Genomic DNA, 16,327 nt, shown 5'->3' with positions numbered 1-16,327 from the left:
TTGAAATCTCGATCAAATTTGCAGCATATCGGAATACTCGGTCAGCAATTCATCGTAGGTCAGACTGTCTCCTTCTGCTTGAGGCGTCCACAGCAGTTCAAAAATCATCAGGTAGTCAGGACTGAGGCTAGAAATTTTTGCCAACACCTCTTTCAGCGCTTCAGTGGTTCGCACCTCTTGAAATAGCGGTTTATCGTCCGCCGTTCCAACCAGTAGTGTCACCACAATGTAGGACGCTGGCTCTTGGTCTGGCTCTAGCGTGTAGTCTTTGTGAGTGACCTTACCACCAACGTTGGTTAGCGTTTCTTCGGTGTATTTAGTCCGCTCGATGATCGACCATTTCTCAAACAAGCTCTCGCCTTCGTTCAGCGATTTTACCGTTTCGGAAGCCGTCTGCACATGCGACCAATTTTCCGGCATTCGCAACAACGCTAAAGCGGCTTCTTGAACATGCTGCTGCCGTCCTTCTGGGGTGTCTAGATCTGCCGTTTCAACAATTTGGGCAAGCTGGGACTGAATTGCTTTGCCTTGAGCCAGCAAAGCCACCTGAATTTTACTGACTGTTACGATGTCATTCGTTAGCTCAGTGCTACCTGCCGATCGCTTGCCTCTGTTGGCCCAGATCAGATACCAAACCACTAGCCCAACGCCGCCTACCGCTAGCAGCGCCATTAAACCGAACAACCCGCCGCCTACCGAGGTTCCATAGCCATAGCCGCCGCCATAACCATAACCGCCATAACCACCGCCATAGCCATAACCGCCTCCAGACCCACGAGAATTTTCTGGCGATCGCTGGCTCCCATTATTGGAGGGCGTTGAGCGATTAAACGATCCACCCCGGCTGCGTCCTCCACTGCTTTTGGCAAGGGCGGCTTGCTCAACGCGCCACGCTTGGGATTTAAGAGAACTGGGCACTGGCATGCTGAACGAGTTGAGCAGGCAATAGCTCGCGATCGTCGCACTCAGCAGCTGAGAGAAGGGCTTTAACATAACTTAAAAATCGTCCGTAAGCTTGAAGTCGGCCATGAACAGACTTGTAACTACACTTCCCCATTCTACGTTTCGCATTCCCATTTCTGCGATTTCTCTAAAGCTGAGTCTTTCAATTTCTCTTGATCCAACCACTGTTGGTACAGATCAGGACGGCGATCGCGGGTGCGCTCTTGCTGCTGCTGCCTGCGCCAGCGATCAATTTCGGCATGATTGCCCGATCGCAAAACGGGCGGCACTTCCAACTCTCGAAACACAGGCGGGCGAGTGTATTGCGGATAGTCGAGCAAGCCTGCTTCAAAGCTTTCTGCTTTGAGCGATTCTTCTTTACCCACCGTTCCGGGCAACAGTCGAATCGTCCCATTTAATAAGGCTAAAGCCGGAATTTCACCGCAGGTTAAAACAAAATCGCCCAACGATACTTCGCGCGTAACAAGCTGCATGACTCGTTCATCAACGCCCTCATAATGTCCGCAAATAATGATAATTTGATCAAAGTTTAAAGATAAATTTTTCAACAGTGGTTGATCCATCGCTTGACCTTGAGGCGTCACAAAAATCACATCTCGACGGGGCAAAACAGGCAAAGATTCAACTGCCGCAAAGATCGGTTCAGGCTTCATCAGCATTCCGACACCGCCGCCATACGGCTCATCATCTACCCGACGATGTTTGTCGATCGCAAAGTCTCGTGGATTGGTGAGATAAACCTCTGCAATCCCTTTCGCTAATGCTTTTCCAAGCAACCCAGAACTGAGCGGAGACCCAAAGAAATCAGGAAACAGAGTGACAATATCAAAACGCATAAAAAAAGTTATTTGTGAATCGTGGAGCTGAACCCAAGTAAAGCCGCTAGTTCGGCCCTTTGTTAGTTCAGCCCTTTAAGTAGAAACCCATGAGTAAAAATCGATCAGCGCCAATGGCTTAGAAAGGCTGATTGGTTCGTCAGCAAATGAATGAGTCAGGACGGATTGTGAGCTTATTGCTCAATTTCGTATCTAACCTATCTTCATCATCTCAACTTGACCTTCTAAAATTAAAACTTACAAAATTGAGCGGTGCTGATCTAACCAGCTTGTCCCCTAACGGCTTAAATTCCCCAAACCCTTACCCCATAGTCTTTCTCATGCTACATTTAGCCTTGCAATCTCTCGAATCAACGATGCCTCAACGCACTCAAACTGCCATTATGGTTATTGGGGGAGCAGAAGATAAAGTCCACGGCTGCGAAATCCTCCATAGCTTTTTTGGGCGCTCTGGTGGCGAAGATGCTCGCATTGCCATCTTACCGTGTGCCTCCCGCGAACCCACCTTAATTGGTGAACGCTATCGCAGCATTTTCCAAACCATGGGCGCAAAAGCGATCGAGGTTCTCAACATCTGCGATCGCAACCAGTGCAGTGATCCGATTTTGCAGGAGTATGTCTCGGACTGCACGGGTGTGTTTATGACGGGCGGTGATCAGATTCGGCTGTGCGGGATCTTGGCGGATACGCCGATGATGACGATTTTGCGATCGCGCGCTCAAGCGGGGGAAGTGACCTTAGCGGGAACCAGTGCTGGGGCGGCGGTAATGGGACATCACATGATCGCAGGCGGCGGGAGCGGGGAAACGCCAAATCATTCCATGGTGGATATGACTTTGGGGCTGGGCATTATTCCAGAAGTCATTGTGGATCAGCATTTTCATAATCGGAATCGGATGGCGCGGCTGATGAGCGCGATCGCTGGACACCACGATCGCTTGGGCGTTGGCATTGATGAAGATACCTGCGCTGTGTTTGAAGGCGATGGCAGATTACAAGTGATGGGAAAAGGAGCCGTTACCATTGTTGATCCAGGCGAGATGACGTATACCAATCAAGCTGACGTAAACCGAACTGATCCGTTGTGCATTAGCAATTTGCGTGTCCATATCCTGAACGCAGGTTGCTGCTTTGACTTAGGCAAGCGCAAAATGATCCTTCCAACTCACTGAAGCGCTGATCACTAGGGCACAATCAGCTTTGATCAAACCAGCATTTCTGATCAAACCACAGTGATTCCTGAATCAAACCATAGTCATTCTTAACGCCTAATTGTTTAGGTCAAGGCTGACTAACATGTTGCTTCGTTGCCTCTCGGACAATTGTTCAAGGTGTTCAAAGGCAATTTCCTGAGATAGTGCATTGATGACCAACCGGTTCTCAAGCCTCTAGTAAGCTAGACTGACGTTAATTGCAGAGACGCTTTATCGCACAAACTGTTTATCCTGGACAGTTTCATGAGGTTCTTACCGCTCACACTGGATAACTGACCCGATTGGCAAAGGCGATTGCGTGCCACGACTCAACAGCAACGCTTTGCGATTCCAAGGGAAGCTCGCTCCGCGATCGCGAATTGATTTCCGCTTCTATCTGCCAGTCCGTAACCCCTCTACGTCGTTCATATGAAGATTCTGAAGATTCTGACATTACGTGGCCCCAATTACTGGAGCATCCGCCGTCCCAAACTGATTGTGATGCGCCTCGATTTAGAGACGCTGGCAGAAATACCATCTAACGAAATTCCAGGCTTCTATGAGGGATTAGTCCGCACGTTGCCGTCTCTCGTCGAACATTTCTGCTCTCCTGGGTGTCGCGGGGGCTTTTTAAGTCGCATGCAAAACGGAACCATGATGGGGCATATTGTCGAGCATGTCGCTTTAGAACTGCAAGAACTGGCGGGCATGGAAGTTGGGTTTGGACGGACTCGCGAAACGGCAGAACCTGGCACCTATCAGGTGGTGATCGAGTACCAGAATGAGCAAGCGGGGCGGTACGCAGCGCGGGCGGCAGTGCGAATTTGCCAGAGCATCATTGAGCAAGGATCTTACCCAGAGTCAGAATTGGAGCAGGATTTAAAGGATCTGCGAGATCTTGCGGCAGAGGCAGCTTTGGGTCCGAGTACTGAAGCGCTGATCAAAGAAGCAGAGGCAAGAGACATTCCCTGGATGGAGGTCAGCGCTCGTGCCATGATCCAACTCGGCTATGGCGCACACCAAAAGCGCATCCAGGCAACTCTGAGTGGTCATACCAGCATTTTAGGCGTCGAACTGGCTTCAGATAAAGAAGGGACAAAGCAAGTGCTGCGGGCGGCAGGGGTTCCGGTTCCTAGGGGAACGGTGGTGAGCTATTTGGATGAACTCGAAGACGCGATCGCAGATGTTGGGGGCTATCCAATCGTCATCAAACCACTCAACGGCAATCACGGACGCGGCATCACAATCAACATCACCAGTTGGAAACAAGCGGAAGCAGGGTACGATGTGGCAAAAGCGGTGTCTAAGTCAGTGATTGTCGAGCGGTTCTATGAGGGGCGCGATCACCGGGTTCTGGTGGTGAATGGCAAAGTGGTTGCCGTGGCAGAACGGGTTCCGGCGCATGTAGTCGGGAACGGGCATTCTACAATTTCAGAGTTGATCGAGGAAACCAACCGCGATCCGCGTCGAGGGACAGGACACGACAATGTGCTGACCAAAATTGAGGTCGATCGCACCTCGTGGGAGTTGCTCGATCAAAAAGGCTACACGCTCGACACCGTATTAGAGCCGGGAGAAGTATTTTATCTGCGATCAACGGCCAATTTGAGTACAGGAGGAATCGCCATCGATCGCACCGATGATATTCACCCTGAAAATGCCTGGTTAGCTCAACGGGTCGTTAAAATCATCGGATTAGACATTGCGGGAATTGATATTGTCACCTCCGATATTTCCCGGCCCTTGCGCGATGTCGATGCGGTGATTGTTGAAGTCAATGCCGCGCCTGGGTTCCGGATGCACGTTTGTCCCAGTGAAGGCATTCCTCGCAACGTTGCAGAACCCGTCATCGACATGCTGTTCCCTCCTGGAACACCTAGTCGTGTGCCAATCATTGCGATTACGGGAACGAACGGTAAAACCACTACCACGCGCCTGATCGCCCACATTTTCAAGCAAACGAACCAGATCGTTGGATATACGACCACCGACGGAACGTATATTGGGGAGTACCTGGTTGAACCGGGAGACAACACCGGGCCTCAGAGCGCCCAACTGATTTTGCAAGATCCGACCGTCGAAGTTGCGGTCTTAGAAAGTGCAAGAGGCGGAATTCTGCGATCGGGCTTAGCCTTCAATCAGTGTGATGTGGGCGTTGTCCTCAACGTCGCTGCCGATCACTTGGGCTTGGGAGATATCAACAGCATTGAGGCAATGGCGAAAGTGAAGGGCGTGATTGCAGAAACCACAATGCCCAATGGATATGCGGTATTAAATGCTGACGATCCGTTAGTTTCAGCGATGGCAGAACGCACTTCTGCTCAAGTCACTTATTTCTCCATGAATCCTGAGAATGAGCTGATTCGCGCTCATTCTCAACGCGGTGGACTGGCGGCGGTCTATGAAAACGGGTATCTATCCATCCTCAAAGGCGACTGGACGCTCCGGATTGAGCAAGCGGTCAATGTCCCCTTAACCTTAGGTGGACGAGCGCCCTTTATGATTGCGAATGCATTAGCAGCAAGCTTAGCGGCCTTCGCTCAAGGCGTGCGGATCGAAGACATTCGAGCGGCGCTCGTGACGTTCCAGGCCTCCACCAAGCAGACTCCTGGACGAATGAATCTATTTGATTTAGGACGGTTCCATGCCTTGGTTGATTATGCTCACAATGTCCACAGCTATGAGGCACTCGGTGGATTTGTGCGAAATTGGACGACGGGTGAACGCATTGGGGTAATTGGCAGTCCGGGTGATCGCCGCAACGAGGATCTAGTGATGCTGGGACGGCTTTCGGCAGGCATCTTCGATCGCATCATCATCAAAGAAGACGACGACACGCGGGGGCGCGATCGCGGCGATGCGGCAAACTGGATTCAGCTCGGTATCACTCAAGCCAACGCCAACGCTCAGCACGATGTCATCTTAGATGAGACGACTGCCGTTCATACTGCGTTAGATAGTGCGTCCCCTGGAAGTCTCGTCGTGATTCTACCTGAAAGCGTCAATCGCGCGATTCAATTGATTGAGGAGCGCAATCCAGTTCAGGTGATCGCGTCTGTTGAATCAAGCGGAGCAGAGAGGAGAGCGATCGTTGCCTCAGAGGCGATTCAGTCTAAAGAGGCTGTCTCAACTCATTCAGGTGTCTAATTGGAGAATTACGCAGATGGAGCCGATGATCGAGGGCATTCACAGATCAATCATTGGCTCCGCCTATTGTTGGCTGCTATTTCCCTATTCGTCAGAGGCATGATCGTCCTCGTCACCCCCTGACTTCGTGATTCCCTCCTTAAAACTCCGCAACGTCTTCCCAAACGCGCCACCTAACTCTGGAATCTTCTTTGGACCAAAAATCAGAATTGCAACGACACCGACAATGACCACTTCAGTCCAGCCCAGGTTAAACATAGTCGTCTCCAGTTAGTGTCGTCTCCAGTTAGTCGTCTCCATTCTAAGGGGCGAAGGGACGGGAACACACTATCCTCGCTCAATCGGCATGTTTAGCCACTGGCTCAACTCGTTTGCGACCCATTCCAGTTCGGCTTCACTTGTAATTCCAAGTCCTTCCTTGGTTGCCGTCAGTCGAAACTCTTTCCAGTTGGTACGAATTTCAAGCACGGCAGGCTTTTGGACGCGATCGCCATCCGAATCTTTGACCGAATGCCTGGGAATGTAGACGAGCTTATAGATACTTTGACGTGGATCTGGACGCGGACGCGAGTACTCAAATCCAAACATTTCCCAGGTTTGTGAAATCTTTTCAGCATCAATTTTTAGGCGCATCGAGCCAAACATCGGAAACAAAACGCCAAACGCCATCGTGATGCCAACGCTCCAGAACGGAAGGGAAAACAGCAGAAATGGAATATTCAATGGAAATGGAATCTGGAGGGCAAACAGCGACCAAAAGAAAATAAAGGAATTCCACGCGATCGCAAAGGGAGCCATGAAGAATCCTGCAACATGAAGCCCGCTCGGCGGAATCAGAACTTCAAAGGCTCGGCTGGTTTGAGTGAGACGAATCTTGCTGCCTACGGGCTGTCGAACCGCAATTTGTTGAACCGTAACTGATGAAACTTGCGGAGCTTGGAGCGCATTGAGTGCTTCTTGGGCGGTGCGAAATCGCTTCTTTAGGCTTGGTTCTGTCATCTGTCTCAGCCACTTCACCAGTGCTGGACGGAGGCTCACCAACGATTCAAACTCAATGCGCAAGTCATCTTGCGGCAGGTCAGCCGGGTGTTGCCCCGTTGCAAGGTAGATGAGCGTTGTCCCCAAACCATACAGGTCAGACGCCGGAGCAACCCGTCCGCCAAACTGCTCGGGTGGCATGTAACCATAGGTTCCAACGATCGTCCTTGTGCCGCCTTCTTTAGCAACGCAGTTTTGCACAGACCCAAAATCAACCAGATAAACCTGACCGGGACTATTCCCAGAACGGTTTCCCAGCAAAATGTTACTCGGTTTGATATCGCGATGAATGACAGACGGTTGACGCTGGTGTAAATAGGTCAGGATCTCCAATAAGTCTTGAGCAAGCTGCTGAACATCTGTTTTGCTAAAGGTGCGTCCGGCTTTTAGGTGTTGTTCTAGCGACAGAGCATCAATATAGGTTTGAACGAGGGCAAACCCTTTACGAGCGGGTTCATCCACCTCGAAATAATCTAGATAGCTTGGAATCGCCGCATGAGACAGTCCTTGTAGCGTTGCGGCTTCACGCTCAAATAGTTTGAGGTCATCCCACTCAAAATCACTGCCAAACAGGAGCAGTTTGATCACCACAAGAGTGTCGGTCTGAGTATCTCGGGCGAGAAACGTCTGTCGGCCTGCTTTCTTGCCCAGTTGCCGTTCAAGCTGATACCGATTTGCTAGGAGATACATAAGCGTTGTCTGAAATGCATTCTCGATCGCTGCCTCTATCCTATGCCCTTCTCACTTGAGCCGCATCCAAAGCTTGCAGCGCTTGCATTGCAGATTTCAAGCGGTTCTCTAGATCAATTTCTGTCATCCACATGAGCCAATCTGCAAATTCTGGAGTGAGGTTAGACCACGGTTCACAATTGAGTTGTTCAAAATCGATGCGGTGGTCTTTGTGCGGTAATTGAAAGGGGCGTTTGCCCGTGACGATCGCAATGATGGTCAGCCCCAAACTATACAAATCGGATGCCGTTAATGCCTGTCCACTTGACTGTTCTGGGGGTGAGTAATCGTGCGGGCTGAGGAGTGTAAAGGCAATTCCGTTGTGCTGATTAAACAGCGTTCTGACCGAGCCAAAATCGACTAAATGGACTTTTTTATTAGCAAGGATAATGCTGCTGGGCTTGATATCCCGATGCACGATCGCGGGACGGCGGCTCTGCAAATAAATCAGAATGTATAAGATTGACTTTGCAATTTGCTTGGCTTCTGCCTCAGTAAAGTTGCGTTTGGCGGTAAAGCAGTCTTCGAGCGATCGACCATTTACATAGCTCTGCACCAATGCCAGCGATCGCCCACTCGAAGAAGCCTGCTGAAAATAGTCTAAGTAGGTTGGAATGCAAGGATGAGACAGGGACTTGAGAATTTCTGCCTCCTGCTCAAACAGGTTCAAATCGTCCTGTCGCACCTTCTCATCGACGGATAGAAGCTTAATGACCACCTGTTGATTGGACTGAAGATCTTTAGCAAGCAGGGTCGATCGACTCGCTTGTTGACCCAGTTCTCGTTCAATGATGTAGCGATCGCTTAATACTTGACCCACAATTGTTTGTCCCAGTCTACTCTTTACAGTCGCCATAACCTCTGTCACAACCTTCAAACTGATATCCTGAAACAAACCTTGTTTATCCCTTTCCTATGTCTTCCCTCTCAGCCTCGTCTATTCGTGAACAGCAGCATCCCTTAATCCGAAATTTAGCGAACGCGATCGAATCCACATGGCAGCGTTATCTAGATCTGTCTCCGTACCGATTACCAGAGGATTTGGGCTATGTCGAAGGACGGATGGAAGGCGAAAAGTTGACCATTGAGAACGCGTGCTATGAAGCTCCTCAGTTTCGCAAGCTGCATTTGGAGCTTGCGAAAGTGGGGACAATGTTGGATATTCTGCATTGCGTTATGTTTCCCCGTCCGGAGTATGCGTTACCGATGTTTGGGACAGATTTGGTCGGGGGTCGCGGACAGGCGATTAGTATGGCGATCGTGGATCTGTCGCCTACAAATGAGGCGCGATCGCTGTCTGTGGAATATCAAGCCAGTCTAAGTGCATTGCCAACGGTGGAGTTTTCTCAACAGCGCCCGGTTCCAGAATGGGGCGATATTTTCTCGAATTTCTGTCTGCTGGTGCGTCCGACGAATCCAGAGGAGGAAACGGCGTTTTTGTCACGGGTGACTCAGTATTTGGAGGTGCATTGTCAACGGGCGATTGCGACGGCTCCGACGCCGGAACGCCGGGATGAGATTTTGGCGGGGCAGCGCTATTACTGCGCTCAACAGCAGTTGAATGACAAGACGCGGCGGGTGCTGGAGAAGGCGTTTGGTGAGGAGTGGGCAGAGCGCTATCTCACGACGGTTCTGTTTGATGTGGTGGAGTAAGTTGGCTGAGATGAAAGGTTGGTGAAGGAACGAGCGGGGTTCGTCGTTGAAGCTCAAACATTCAACGACGAACCTTAGACTTTCACGCTTGAGCCTCTGAACATCAACGATGAAGCTTAAACATTCAACGATGAACCTCAAACATTCGCGCTTGATGTTCAGACCTTCACGCTTGATGTTCAGACTTTCAACGGTGAAGCTTAGACTTTCGCGCTTGAACCTCTGAACATCAGCGATGAAGCTTAAACATTCACGCTTGATGCTCAGACCTTCAACGACGAATGTTTAACATTGAAGAGCAAAAGTTAGGGGTTGGTGGCGAAACTTCAGAAAATGACCGCTCTCCAGAGTGGGTGGAGCGATCATGCCTAAAGCTCAAGTTATCGTTTAGTGGCTTTGACTAGCACTGCTGTTGCAATCAGCGTTGTTTGAATGAGGCTGGCGATCGCAATGATGATCGTTGCGGTTGAGTCGCCTTGCATCGGTTGCGGTTGTGTGGTTGCAACAGGGATTTCAGTACGGGTCTGAGTGGTTGCGTTAGACATTAGGATGTATCTCCATTTACTACATCCTCAATTTCTCAAGCTCATGTGTGAAAGCTGGCTCACCTAACTGCTTACTTCGTGCATGATTTGCATGAATTGCGTGAAATCGGTTAAAAGACTAACAAAGCTTTTTACGGTTATGGTCATGGCAGGTCGATCGCTACAAGCTTCCGCAGAAGGAATCAAAAAAGCTCGCAAAGCTTACAACAGTCAGGGTTGGACACAAGAAGGCTTAGCCCAAGCAATTGATCTAAAGACTCGTCAACCGATTGGTAACTTCTTTGCGGGAAAGCCCATTAATCGCAATAACTTTATTGAGATTTGCACTGCGCTGGATTTGAACTGGGAAGAAATTACACAGCGAGAAGTAGAGGACAACATTGCCGAAGATGTAACATCAGACGCGATCGCTGATACAGTTCAAGCCATCCGTGAACAAACCACACCTTTAGTTAAAGAGCGCTGCGGTACGATGCGAGTGCTAGACATGACGCAACCGATCAAGCTAACCGGAGAGCAAGGCATCTATACCAATGTCAATATCTTGGAAAAGATTACAGCTCGCGATCGCAGAGAACTTGCTCAACTGTTGCAGAATGCAGACTTAGAAGAGTTCGATCGATTTGGATTGAGTCGAGTTAGAGAAGAGCGAATTGCCGGAATTGAAGCGGTCAAACGGCACAATAAATTAATGGTGTTGGGGAAGCCAGGGGCAGGGAAGACAACGTTTCTCAAGTATTTGGGGATGCAGTGTATTGAAGGGCATTTTTTAGGCGATCGTGTTCCCCTCTTCATCACACTCAAGGATTTCGCGGAAACGAAAAACCAACCGGATTTTTTAGATTACATTCGAGAAAAGATTACGAACAACGCAACCAAAAGCCAAATTCAAGACGTGATCCAGCAGGGTAGAGCGTTTGTCCTGTTAGATGGACTGGATGAAGTCCGAGAAGAAGATACAGGGCGAGTGTTGCGAGAAATTCGAGACTTTTCAAATCAATATGCAAACAACCATTTTGTGATCACGTGCCGCGTTGTCGCCAAGGAATATGTCTTTGAACGCTTTACCGAAGTGGAAGTGGCAGATTTCGATAATGAACAGATTTCAACCTTTATTAACAATTGGTTTCGATGCAAAGATCTAAAGAAAGGAGAAGAGTTTGCAGAGCGGCTCATTGAAAAATTAGACAAAAATAAACCGATTAAAGAACTGGCAAGTAACCCGCTATTGCTGACATTGCTGTGTTTAGAGTGTGAGGAGTCGCTAGAGTTTCCGAGAAATCGGGCAGAACTCTATGAGCGCGGCTTGCGAGTTTTATTAAGTAAGTGGGATGCAAGCCGCGAAATTCAGCGCGATCAGTTCTATGAAAAGCTATCGATTAATCGTAAAGAGGATCTTCTGAGCCAGCTTGCCCTCAAAACTTTTGAGCAGAAAGATTATTTTTTCAAACAGAGAGCTGTTGAACAACACATTGCTAATTACATTATCAACTTGCCTGATGCCAGAACTGATCCAAAAACCTTACAGCTCGACAGTGAAGCGGCTTTGAAATCGATTGCGGCACAGCATGGGCTATTAGTCGAACGGGCAAGAGGAATCTATTCGTTCTCACATTTAACGTTTCAAGAGTACTTCACAGCAAAGCAGATTGTTAACGAAGCTGATTATGCAAGGTTAGTCGAACACCTGACAGAGAAGCGATGGCGTGAAGTCTTTCTATTAACCGCAAATATCACGCCGAAATCTGATCATTTGTTGCTGTTAATGAAGGCTAAGACGGATCAGATGAAACAGATTTTGGCAGGAGATGAGAAGCTTCAGCAACTCATGGTTTGGGTGCAGGAAAAGTCGCAGTCGGTTGAGGCTACTTACAAATCAGCGGAAATTCGAGTGTTCTATCTTGCCCTCGCTTTCAACTTCATCCTCGGCCCCATTCTCATCTTTAAGGGACATCAAATCGTTGTCAATGACGATCTCGATACCGTTGCCTTTTCTGTCAATTCCGACCTCTTTCTTGATTTCGTTCTTGCCCTCACTCTCGACTTCGATATCGATGATACTCCCATCCTCAATGCCCTCAATCCAGATCTTACTCGTGATCCTGGACTTAAACGCAAGCTACAAAGATTGAAAGATCAACTATTAGAGAAATCTCAGAATAGAAGAACCTTCGAGCAATAGTGGACAGCGAATGGTCAAGCTTGGACTGAACAACTCAGGAAAGCTACGATCGAGCATCGCAACATTGGGCACGACTGGCAATTTAGCAAAGAACAAAAAGGCCTTTTGCAACAGTATTACGATGCCAATAAGCTGCTAGTTGATTGTCTAAACAGCGATTGTTATGTCAGTCGCAACGTGCGGCAGGAAATTGAAGAGACGTTGTTGTTGCCCATATTAGAGATTGAAAAACGTACACAGGATCAACGGTAGAGATCGTGGGATTTGGTCTAAATTGAACGATGCGATCGTCGATTGATGCGGTGCGATCGCATCATTTTTTGCGGGCATTTTAGGGTCATTGGTAATTTGCCAACGGGAAACAACCATGACCCTATACAAAAACAAATACCGGATTGAATCAGCCCGCAAACCTGGATGGGATTACGCCGGAAATGGCGCATATTTCATCACCATTTGCACCCAGAATCGGCAGCATTTTTTTGGCAATATTCAGAATGGAATCATGAATTTGTCGATCGCGGGTGAAATTGCCCAAAAATTGTGGTGGAAAATTCCCGATCGGTTTCCCCACGTTCAATTAAACGCATTCATCGTCATGCCTAACCATATCCATGGGATTTTGATCATCGATCGGTTACCCGACAACGGTAGAGACGCGATTAATCGCGTCTCTACGACGACAACGACAAACCACAATACCCATCATTCCGGCGGCGTAACCGCCAACCACAACCCAATGTTGTCCGACGATTCCATATCAAAAATCATTCGTTGGTACAAAGGACGGTGCAAATTTGAAATCTGTAAAACCCTACCTGAATTCGCATGGCAACCCCGATTTCACGACCACATCATTCGAGACCCCGCCGCCTTCGATCGCATCCGCCAATACATTCAAACCAATCCCAAACGCTGGAAAACCGATAAACTCAATCGTTGATTGCCACCATCAACAAGCACACTTCCGCAACCCAATCGAAGTTGCTTTGCAGTAATCGCGCGATCGCTGTAAATCCACTACACACCACAGGGCACTCTGAAAAAACGCATTCTACGTTTTGCCCATCCCTATGTCGCAACTCACTTCTTCCTGGCACTTCGATTTGCAAGAGAGCTATGTTCCCGTATCTCACAACGGCTCCACCGTAGGCTTTTGCAAACCCAACTATGCCAAACACATCGTCAACCAACTCTCTGAACTAGAGCGGGTGCAAAAAGCACTGCATCAAGCCTGCTACGACCTCATTGCTCGCACAGGCGGCAATTCCGATGTGAGCGAAATGGTACAGCGCTATCTCAACAACGCCGAGCGTCCCCTAGCCGGAACCGCAATGATTGCCTCTCTGTTAAAACAGCGCCAGCAAAATCTCGACCTCAACAATGATGAATTTGCCAAGTTCTGTGATTCCTATCGCCTCTCCATTCCAGAACTCCGCGCCATCTACGCTGGAGAAGAGATCGAGAGCTATCAACTTTCTCCCTTGTCGCGCATTCTCGGAACCACGATCGACGACTTGATCGCGGCATGGAAAGGAGAATAGCGAATCTATAAGCGCGACTCCTTAGGAACGCCCTCTGTTCGTCCAACGACTTCTCTAATTCGGTAAATCGGGCGTCCTTGGGACTCGTGATACGTCCGCATCGAAATCTCGGCCACCAATCCAAAACTAAATAGATTGAGTCCAGCGAGGAACAAAACAACCGCCAAAATCAACAACGGACGCTGACCGATGCTTTCCCCAAACCCAAGTTTGAGGATTGCGAGATAGAGCGCGATCGCACTTCCGGTCAACAGCGACACCACCCCAAACAAGCCAAACACATGCATCGGGCGAGTCAGGAACTTCCGCATAAACGACACAGTGAGCAAATCCATCACCACCCGGAAGGTGCGATCGAGTCCATATTTGCTCTGACCAAAGCGACGAGAATGATGCTTCACGGGCACTTCAGTAATTCTTGCACCCTCAATAAACGCCAGAGCAGGCAAAAAGCGATGCAACTCGCCGTACAGATTCATATCCGCCACCAGTTCAGAGCGATACGCTTTGAGCGAACAGCCGTAATCGTGTAGCTGCACTCCGGTCACTTGCCCGATCAGCCAATTTGCAATTTTTGAAGGGATTACCCTCGTAACAGCCGCATCCTGTCGATTCTTCCGCCAACCGCTTACCAAGTCGTAGCCATCTTCTAATCTTTCTAGCAGCATCGGAATATCGCTCGGATCGTTCTGCAAATCTCCGTCTAGCGTCACGATCACCTTTCCTCTCGCCTGACTAAATCCGGCTGCCATCGCTGGCGTTTGTCCATAATTACGGCGTAAAATCACCGCTTTTAGATCGGTGCGCGCGATCGCTTCTCGCTTCAACAACGCATCTGAGCCATCCTTTGACCCATCATCGACACAGATGATTTCGTAGCTCAAGTTGTGTGCAGAGAGGCTAGTCGCGATCGCGTCGAGCAAACTCGGAATGCTCTCTACCTCGTTGTAGATCGGCACAACCACAGAGAGATCGAGTTGGAGAGTAGAGGACGGCACACCGCTTTGAAGAAGAGAAGGATTCATGTAGATGATGGGCTTGCGATCGCAAAGGTGAGATAAAGAATCACAGTTCAGATTACTCTATCAGTAACCTGAATTGGTTACTTGCTTTGAATTGCCCTGCGAAACTCTTGAGCGGCAGCAAGTCTAGAGGTTTGAGCAATTAAGACACATCGGGCGAGCAACTCAAAGTCAAGGTCTGCTAGTTCAGGAACTTCGCTGCCATCGATTCGCTCGTAAGCATCCCGACGTAAGCGGTACACGCTGAATAGCCCATCTTCCCAGAACCAAACTTCAGGAACCTCTAATAATCTATAGCGCTCCAGCTTACTGACTCCTCCACTGGTAAACACAACCTCAATCGAAAAATCAGGAATAGGTTTCAAACTTCCAATACAGTAAGACTCATCTGCTTGCGCTGACGCGATACCTTCTTTTTCCTGAGTGACTGCGCCAGTGGGGGCAAATTCAATCTCTTTTTCAAGAAAGAAGATTTCGATCAGCATCCCAATAATGCCTTTAAAAAATTCGTGTTCTGATCCAGGCGTGAGAATCTCAATTGTGCCGCTATAGAAGAATAAGCGAACTCCTGGAGAACCTTCAAAGCCTTTTTGAATCAGCTTAAACTGTTCCCACGATCGATCGTGATGAATCGTATGCTGGTCGCCCGTTTGACCAATTAACTGTGTCATAACGTTAGCCTCGCTTCCAGTGGTGTCCTTGCCTATCCCAATTTATCATTTGCTTCAGAACCATTAGGCTGATAGCTTTCTACAACTCGCCCCGCACCGCGCCACTGAAGATAGTAGTTGCGACTGACATCATCGCACTCAAGCGACAGCTCACTAATGCCAATTCCATTCAGTCCAATGTCTTTCCCAGAACTGTGAATGTATCGGTTATCGCCTAAATACAATCCCACGTGCTTTGCTTTTTCAGGCGATCCAAAAAAGACTAAATCTCCCGCTATTAAATCATCCTGTTCAATCGGTTTGACGAAGGCTTCTTGTTGATACGCATCTCGCGGTAGGCGAATGCCAACAGACGCAAACGCCGCTTGCATTAGTCCAGAGCAATCGTAATTGGGAGCAACCGTTCCGCCCCAGAGATACTGATTTGGCACAGACATAGCCGCGTGGGTAAACGCGATCGCGCCCTCAATGCGATCGCGAATCTCACGCTCGGTTAAAACTGGAGCAACATAAGCCTCACTCACTTCCTCTAAATGCTGTAAATCCTTTGGATCAAGCCATCCTGCATAGTCGTCCTCGCAAAGCCGAACGTGAATCAAAGAGGTGGAGGTTAGAATTTTAAGGTATCTGCCAACGGCAGCTTGAGTTGCAAGTTCGCTCAGTTGCGGGGAGTTGTAGAGATTTAAGTTGGCTTTGGTGAGATACTGCATTGAGATGACTGAAATTGAGATGACTGAAACAGGATACAGGGTATAGGTTACATGGTTTTTTCCCATACCCTACCCTCGATACCCCATTCCCGCC

The 16,327-nt window shown here is 48.9% G+C and carries 16 protein-coding genes and 1 pseudogene; 7 read left to right on the top strand and 10 right to left on the bottom strand.

Annotated elements, in window-relative coordinates; genetic code table 11:
- Positions 1-12: 12 nt before the first annotated feature.
- Together AC5I6P_RS15450 and trmD are read right to left on the bottom strand one after the other, a co-directional pair.
- Positions 13-993, bottom strand: coding sequence for a DUF1517 domain-containing protein (locus AC5I6P_RS15450; RefSeq protein WP_495694667.1), 981 nt, complete (start codon positions 991-993; stop codon positions 13-15).
- A 65-nt stretch (positions 994-1,058) separates the two neighbouring features.
- Positions 1,059-1,799: a tRNA (guanosine(37)-N1)-methyltransferase TrmD gene (gene trmD, locus AC5I6P_RS15445; protein ID WP_495694666.1), complete on the bottom strand. Its 741-nt coding sequence runs from the start codon at positions 1,797-1,799 to the stop codon at positions 1,059-1,061.
- Between the two features lie 356 nt (positions 1,800-2,155).
- On the opposite strand from trmD, the gene AC5I6P_RS15440 reads away from it, so the two are divergent.
- Positions 2,156-2,971, top strand: coding sequence for a cyanophycinase (locus AC5I6P_RS15440; protein WP_495694665.1), 816 nt, complete (start codon positions 2,156-2,158; stop codon positions 2,969-2,971).
- Between the two features lie 450 nt (positions 2,972-3,421).
- Positions 3,422-6,139 (top strand): cyanophycin synthetase, encoded by a 2,718-nt coding sequence (gene cphA / locus AC5I6P_RS15435; RefSeq protein ID WP_495694664.1) that lies wholly within the window; start codon positions 3,422-3,424, stop codon positions 6,137-6,139.
- An 84-nt stretch (positions 6,140-6,223) separates the two neighbouring features.
- Here cphA and AC5I6P_RS15430 read toward each other — a convergent pair whose 3' ends face one another.
- The 3 genes from AC5I6P_RS15430 to AC5I6P_RS15420 all read right to left on the bottom strand — a co-directional run bounded on the left by AC5I6P_RS15430 (position 6,224) and on the right by AC5I6P_RS15420 (position 8,762).
- Entirely contained in the window at positions 6,224-6,397 is a 174-nt protein-coding gene (locus AC5I6P_RS15430; protein ID WP_495694663.1) for a Sec-independent protein translocase subunit TatA/TatB, read from the bottom strand.
- A 69-nt stretch (positions 6,398-6,466) separates the two neighbouring features.
- Positions 6,467-7,867 carry a serine/threonine protein kinase gene (locus AC5I6P_RS15425; protein WP_495694662.1) on the bottom strand — a complete coding sequence of 467 codons (1,401 nt, stop codon included), beginning with the start codon at positions 7,865-7,867 and terminating at the stop codon, positions 6,467-6,469.
- Between the two features lie 40 nt (positions 7,868-7,907).
- On the bottom strand, positions 7,908-8,762 hold the full coding sequence (locus AC5I6P_RS15420; RefSeq protein ID WP_495694661.1) for a serine/threonine protein kinase: 855 nt from the start codon (positions 8,760-8,762) through the stop codon (positions 7,908-7,910).
- 59 nt (positions 8,763-8,821) lie between these two features.
- Here AC5I6P_RS15420 and AC5I6P_RS15415 point away from each other — a divergent pair, with 59 nt between their 5' ends.
- On the top strand, positions 8,822-9,559 hold the full coding sequence (locus tag AC5I6P_RS15415; RefSeq protein WP_495694660.1) for a phycocyanobilin:ferredoxin oxidoreductase: 738 nt from the start codon (positions 8,822-8,824) through the stop codon (positions 9,557-9,559).
- Positions 9,560-9,939: 380 nt separating this feature from the next.
- On the opposite strand, the gene AC5I6P_RS15410 is transcribed toward AC5I6P_RS15415, so the two are convergent.
- The gene (locus tag AC5I6P_RS15410) at positions 9,940-10,104 is read right to left on the bottom strand and encodes a hypothetical protein (protein WP_495694659.1); all 165 of its coding nucleotides are present in this window, start codon (positions 10,102-10,104) and stop codon (positions 9,940-9,942) included.
- A gap of 145 nt (positions 10,105-10,249) precedes the next feature.
- Between AC5I6P_RS15410 and AC5I6P_RS15405 the strand changes: the two genes are divergently transcribed.
- Both AC5I6P_RS15405 and AC5I6P_RS15400 read left to right on the top strand, forming a co-directional pair.
- Positions 10,250-12,286: an NACHT domain-containing protein gene (locus tag AC5I6P_RS15405; protein WP_495694658.1), complete on the top strand. Its 2,037-nt coding sequence runs from the start codon at positions 10,250-10,252 to the stop codon at positions 12,284-12,286.
- 12 nt (positions 12,287-12,298) lie between these two features.
- Positions 12,299-12,538, top strand: a pseudogene (locus tag AC5I6P_RS15400) (NACHT C-terminal helical domain 2-containing protein); the annotation flags it as partial.
- Here the strand turns inward: AC5I6P_RS15400 and AC5I6P_RS15395 are convergent.
- A complete protein-coding gene (locus tag AC5I6P_RS15395; protein WP_495694657.1) occupies positions 12,503-12,655 on the bottom strand; it encodes a hypothetical protein in 153 nt (50 codons plus the stop codon). The pseudogene AC5I6P_RS15400 and the gene AC5I6P_RS15395 overlap by 36 nt on opposite strands.
- Between AC5I6P_RS15395 and AC5I6P_RS15390 the strand changes: the two genes are divergently transcribed.
- Both AC5I6P_RS15390 and AC5I6P_RS15385 read left to right on the top strand, forming a co-directional pair.
- Positions 12,654-13,229 carry a transposase gene (locus AC5I6P_RS15390; protein WP_495694656.1) on the top strand — a complete coding sequence of 192 codons (576 nt, stop codon included), beginning with the start codon at positions 12,654-12,656 and terminating at the stop codon, positions 13,227-13,229. The genes AC5I6P_RS15395 and AC5I6P_RS15390 overlap by 2 nt on opposite strands.
- A gap of 130 nt (positions 13,230-13,359) precedes the next feature.
- Positions 13,360-13,830 carry a hypothetical protein gene (locus tag AC5I6P_RS15385; protein ID WP_495694655.1) on the top strand — a complete coding sequence of 157 codons (471 nt, stop codon included), beginning with the start codon at positions 13,360-13,362 and terminating at the stop codon, positions 13,828-13,830.
- Between the two features lie 5 nt (positions 13,831-13,835).
- Here the strand turns inward: AC5I6P_RS15385 and AC5I6P_RS15380 are convergent, their stop codons facing one another.
- The 3 genes from AC5I6P_RS15380 to AC5I6P_RS15370 form a co-directional block, all read right to left on the bottom strand.
- Positions 13,836-14,855, bottom strand: a complete 1,020-nt coding sequence (locus tag AC5I6P_RS15380; RefSeq protein ID WP_495694654.1) for a glycosyltransferase family 2 protein — start codon at positions 14,853-14,855, stop codon at positions 13,836-13,838.
- Between the two features lie 77 nt (positions 14,856-14,932).
- On the bottom strand, positions 14,933-15,523 hold the full coding sequence (locus AC5I6P_RS15375) for a Uma2 family endonuclease (protein ID WP_495694653.1): 591 nt from the start codon (positions 15,521-15,523) through the stop codon (positions 14,933-14,935).
- A 32-nt stretch (positions 15,524-15,555) separates the two neighbouring features.
- On the bottom strand, positions 15,556-16,299 hold the full coding sequence (locus tag AC5I6P_RS15370; RefSeq protein ID WP_495694652.1) for a C40 family peptidase: 744 nt from the start codon (positions 16,297-16,299) through the stop codon (positions 15,556-15,558).
- Between the last annotated feature and the right edge of the window lie 28 nt (positions 16,300-16,327).

This window comes from Myxacorys sp. (assembly GCF_059501405.1).
This window is presented reverse-complemented; position numbering and strand designations above follow the sequence as displayed.

What these genes read in the sequence shown, in the direction of transcription:
- AC5I6P_RS15450 (WP_495694667.1), bottom strand. Translation starts at nt 993, where the DNA reads ATGTTAAAGCCCTTCTCTCAGCTGCTGAGTGCGACGATCGCGAGCTAT.
- trmD (WP_495694666.1), bottom strand. Translation starts at nt 1,799, where the DNA reads ATGCGTTTTGATATTGTCACTCTGTTTCCTGATTTCTTTGGGTCTCCG.
- AC5I6P_RS15440 (WP_495694665.1), top strand. Translation starts at nt 2,156, where the DNA reads ATGCCTCAACGCACTCAAACTGCCATTATGGTTATTGGGGGAGCAGAA.
- cphA (WP_495694664.1), top strand. Translation starts at nt 3,422, where the DNA reads ATGAAGATTCTGAAGATTCTGACATTACGTGGCCCCAATTACTGGAGC.
- AC5I6P_RS15430 (WP_495694663.1), bottom strand. Translation starts at nt 6,397, where the DNA reads ATGTTTAACCTGGGCTGGACTGAAGTGGTCATTGTCGGTGTCGTTGCA.
- AC5I6P_RS15425 (WP_495694662.1), bottom strand. Translation starts at nt 7,867, where the DNA reads ATGTATCTCCTAGCAAATCGGTATCAGCTTGAACGGCAACTGGGCAAG.
- AC5I6P_RS15420 (WP_495694661.1), bottom strand. Translation starts at nt 8,762, where the DNA reads ATGGCGACTGTAAAGAGTAGACTGGGACAAACAATTGTGGGTCAAGTA.
- AC5I6P_RS15415 (WP_495694660.1), top strand. Translation starts at nt 8,822, where the DNA reads ATGTCTTCCCTCTCAGCCTCGTCTATTCGTGAACAGCAGCATCCCTTA.
- AC5I6P_RS15410 (WP_495694659.1), bottom strand. Translation starts at nt 10,104, where the DNA reads ATGTCTAACGCAACCACTCAGACCCGTACTGAAATCCCTGTTGCAACC.
- AC5I6P_RS15405 (WP_495694658.1), top strand. Translation starts at nt 10,250, where the DNA reads ATGGCAGGTCGATCGCTACAAGCTTCCGCAGAAGGAATCAAAAAAGCT.
- AC5I6P_RS15390 (WP_495694656.1), top strand. Translation starts at nt 12,654, where the DNA reads ATGACCCTATACAAAAACAAATACCGGATTGAATCAGCCCGCAAACCT.
- AC5I6P_RS15395 (WP_495694657.1), bottom strand. Translation starts at nt 12,655, where the DNA reads ATGGTTGTTTCCCGTTGGCAAATTACCAATGACCCTAAAATGCCCGCA.
- AC5I6P_RS15385 (WP_495694655.1), top strand. Translation starts at nt 13,360, where the DNA reads ATGTCGCAACTCACTTCTTCCTGGCACTTCGATTTGCAAGAGAGCTAT.
- AC5I6P_RS15380 (WP_495694654.1), bottom strand. Translation starts at nt 14,855, where the DNA reads ATGAATCCTTCTCTTCTTCAAAGCGGTGTGCCGTCCTCTACTCTCCAA.
- AC5I6P_RS15375 (WP_495694653.1), bottom strand. Translation starts at nt 15,523, where the DNA reads ATGACACAGTTAATTGGTCAAACGGGCGACCAGCATACGATTCATCAC.
- AC5I6P_RS15370 (WP_495694652.1), bottom strand. Translation starts at nt 16,299, where the DNA reads ATGGGAAAAAACCATGTAACCTATACCCTGTATCCTGTTTCAGTCATC.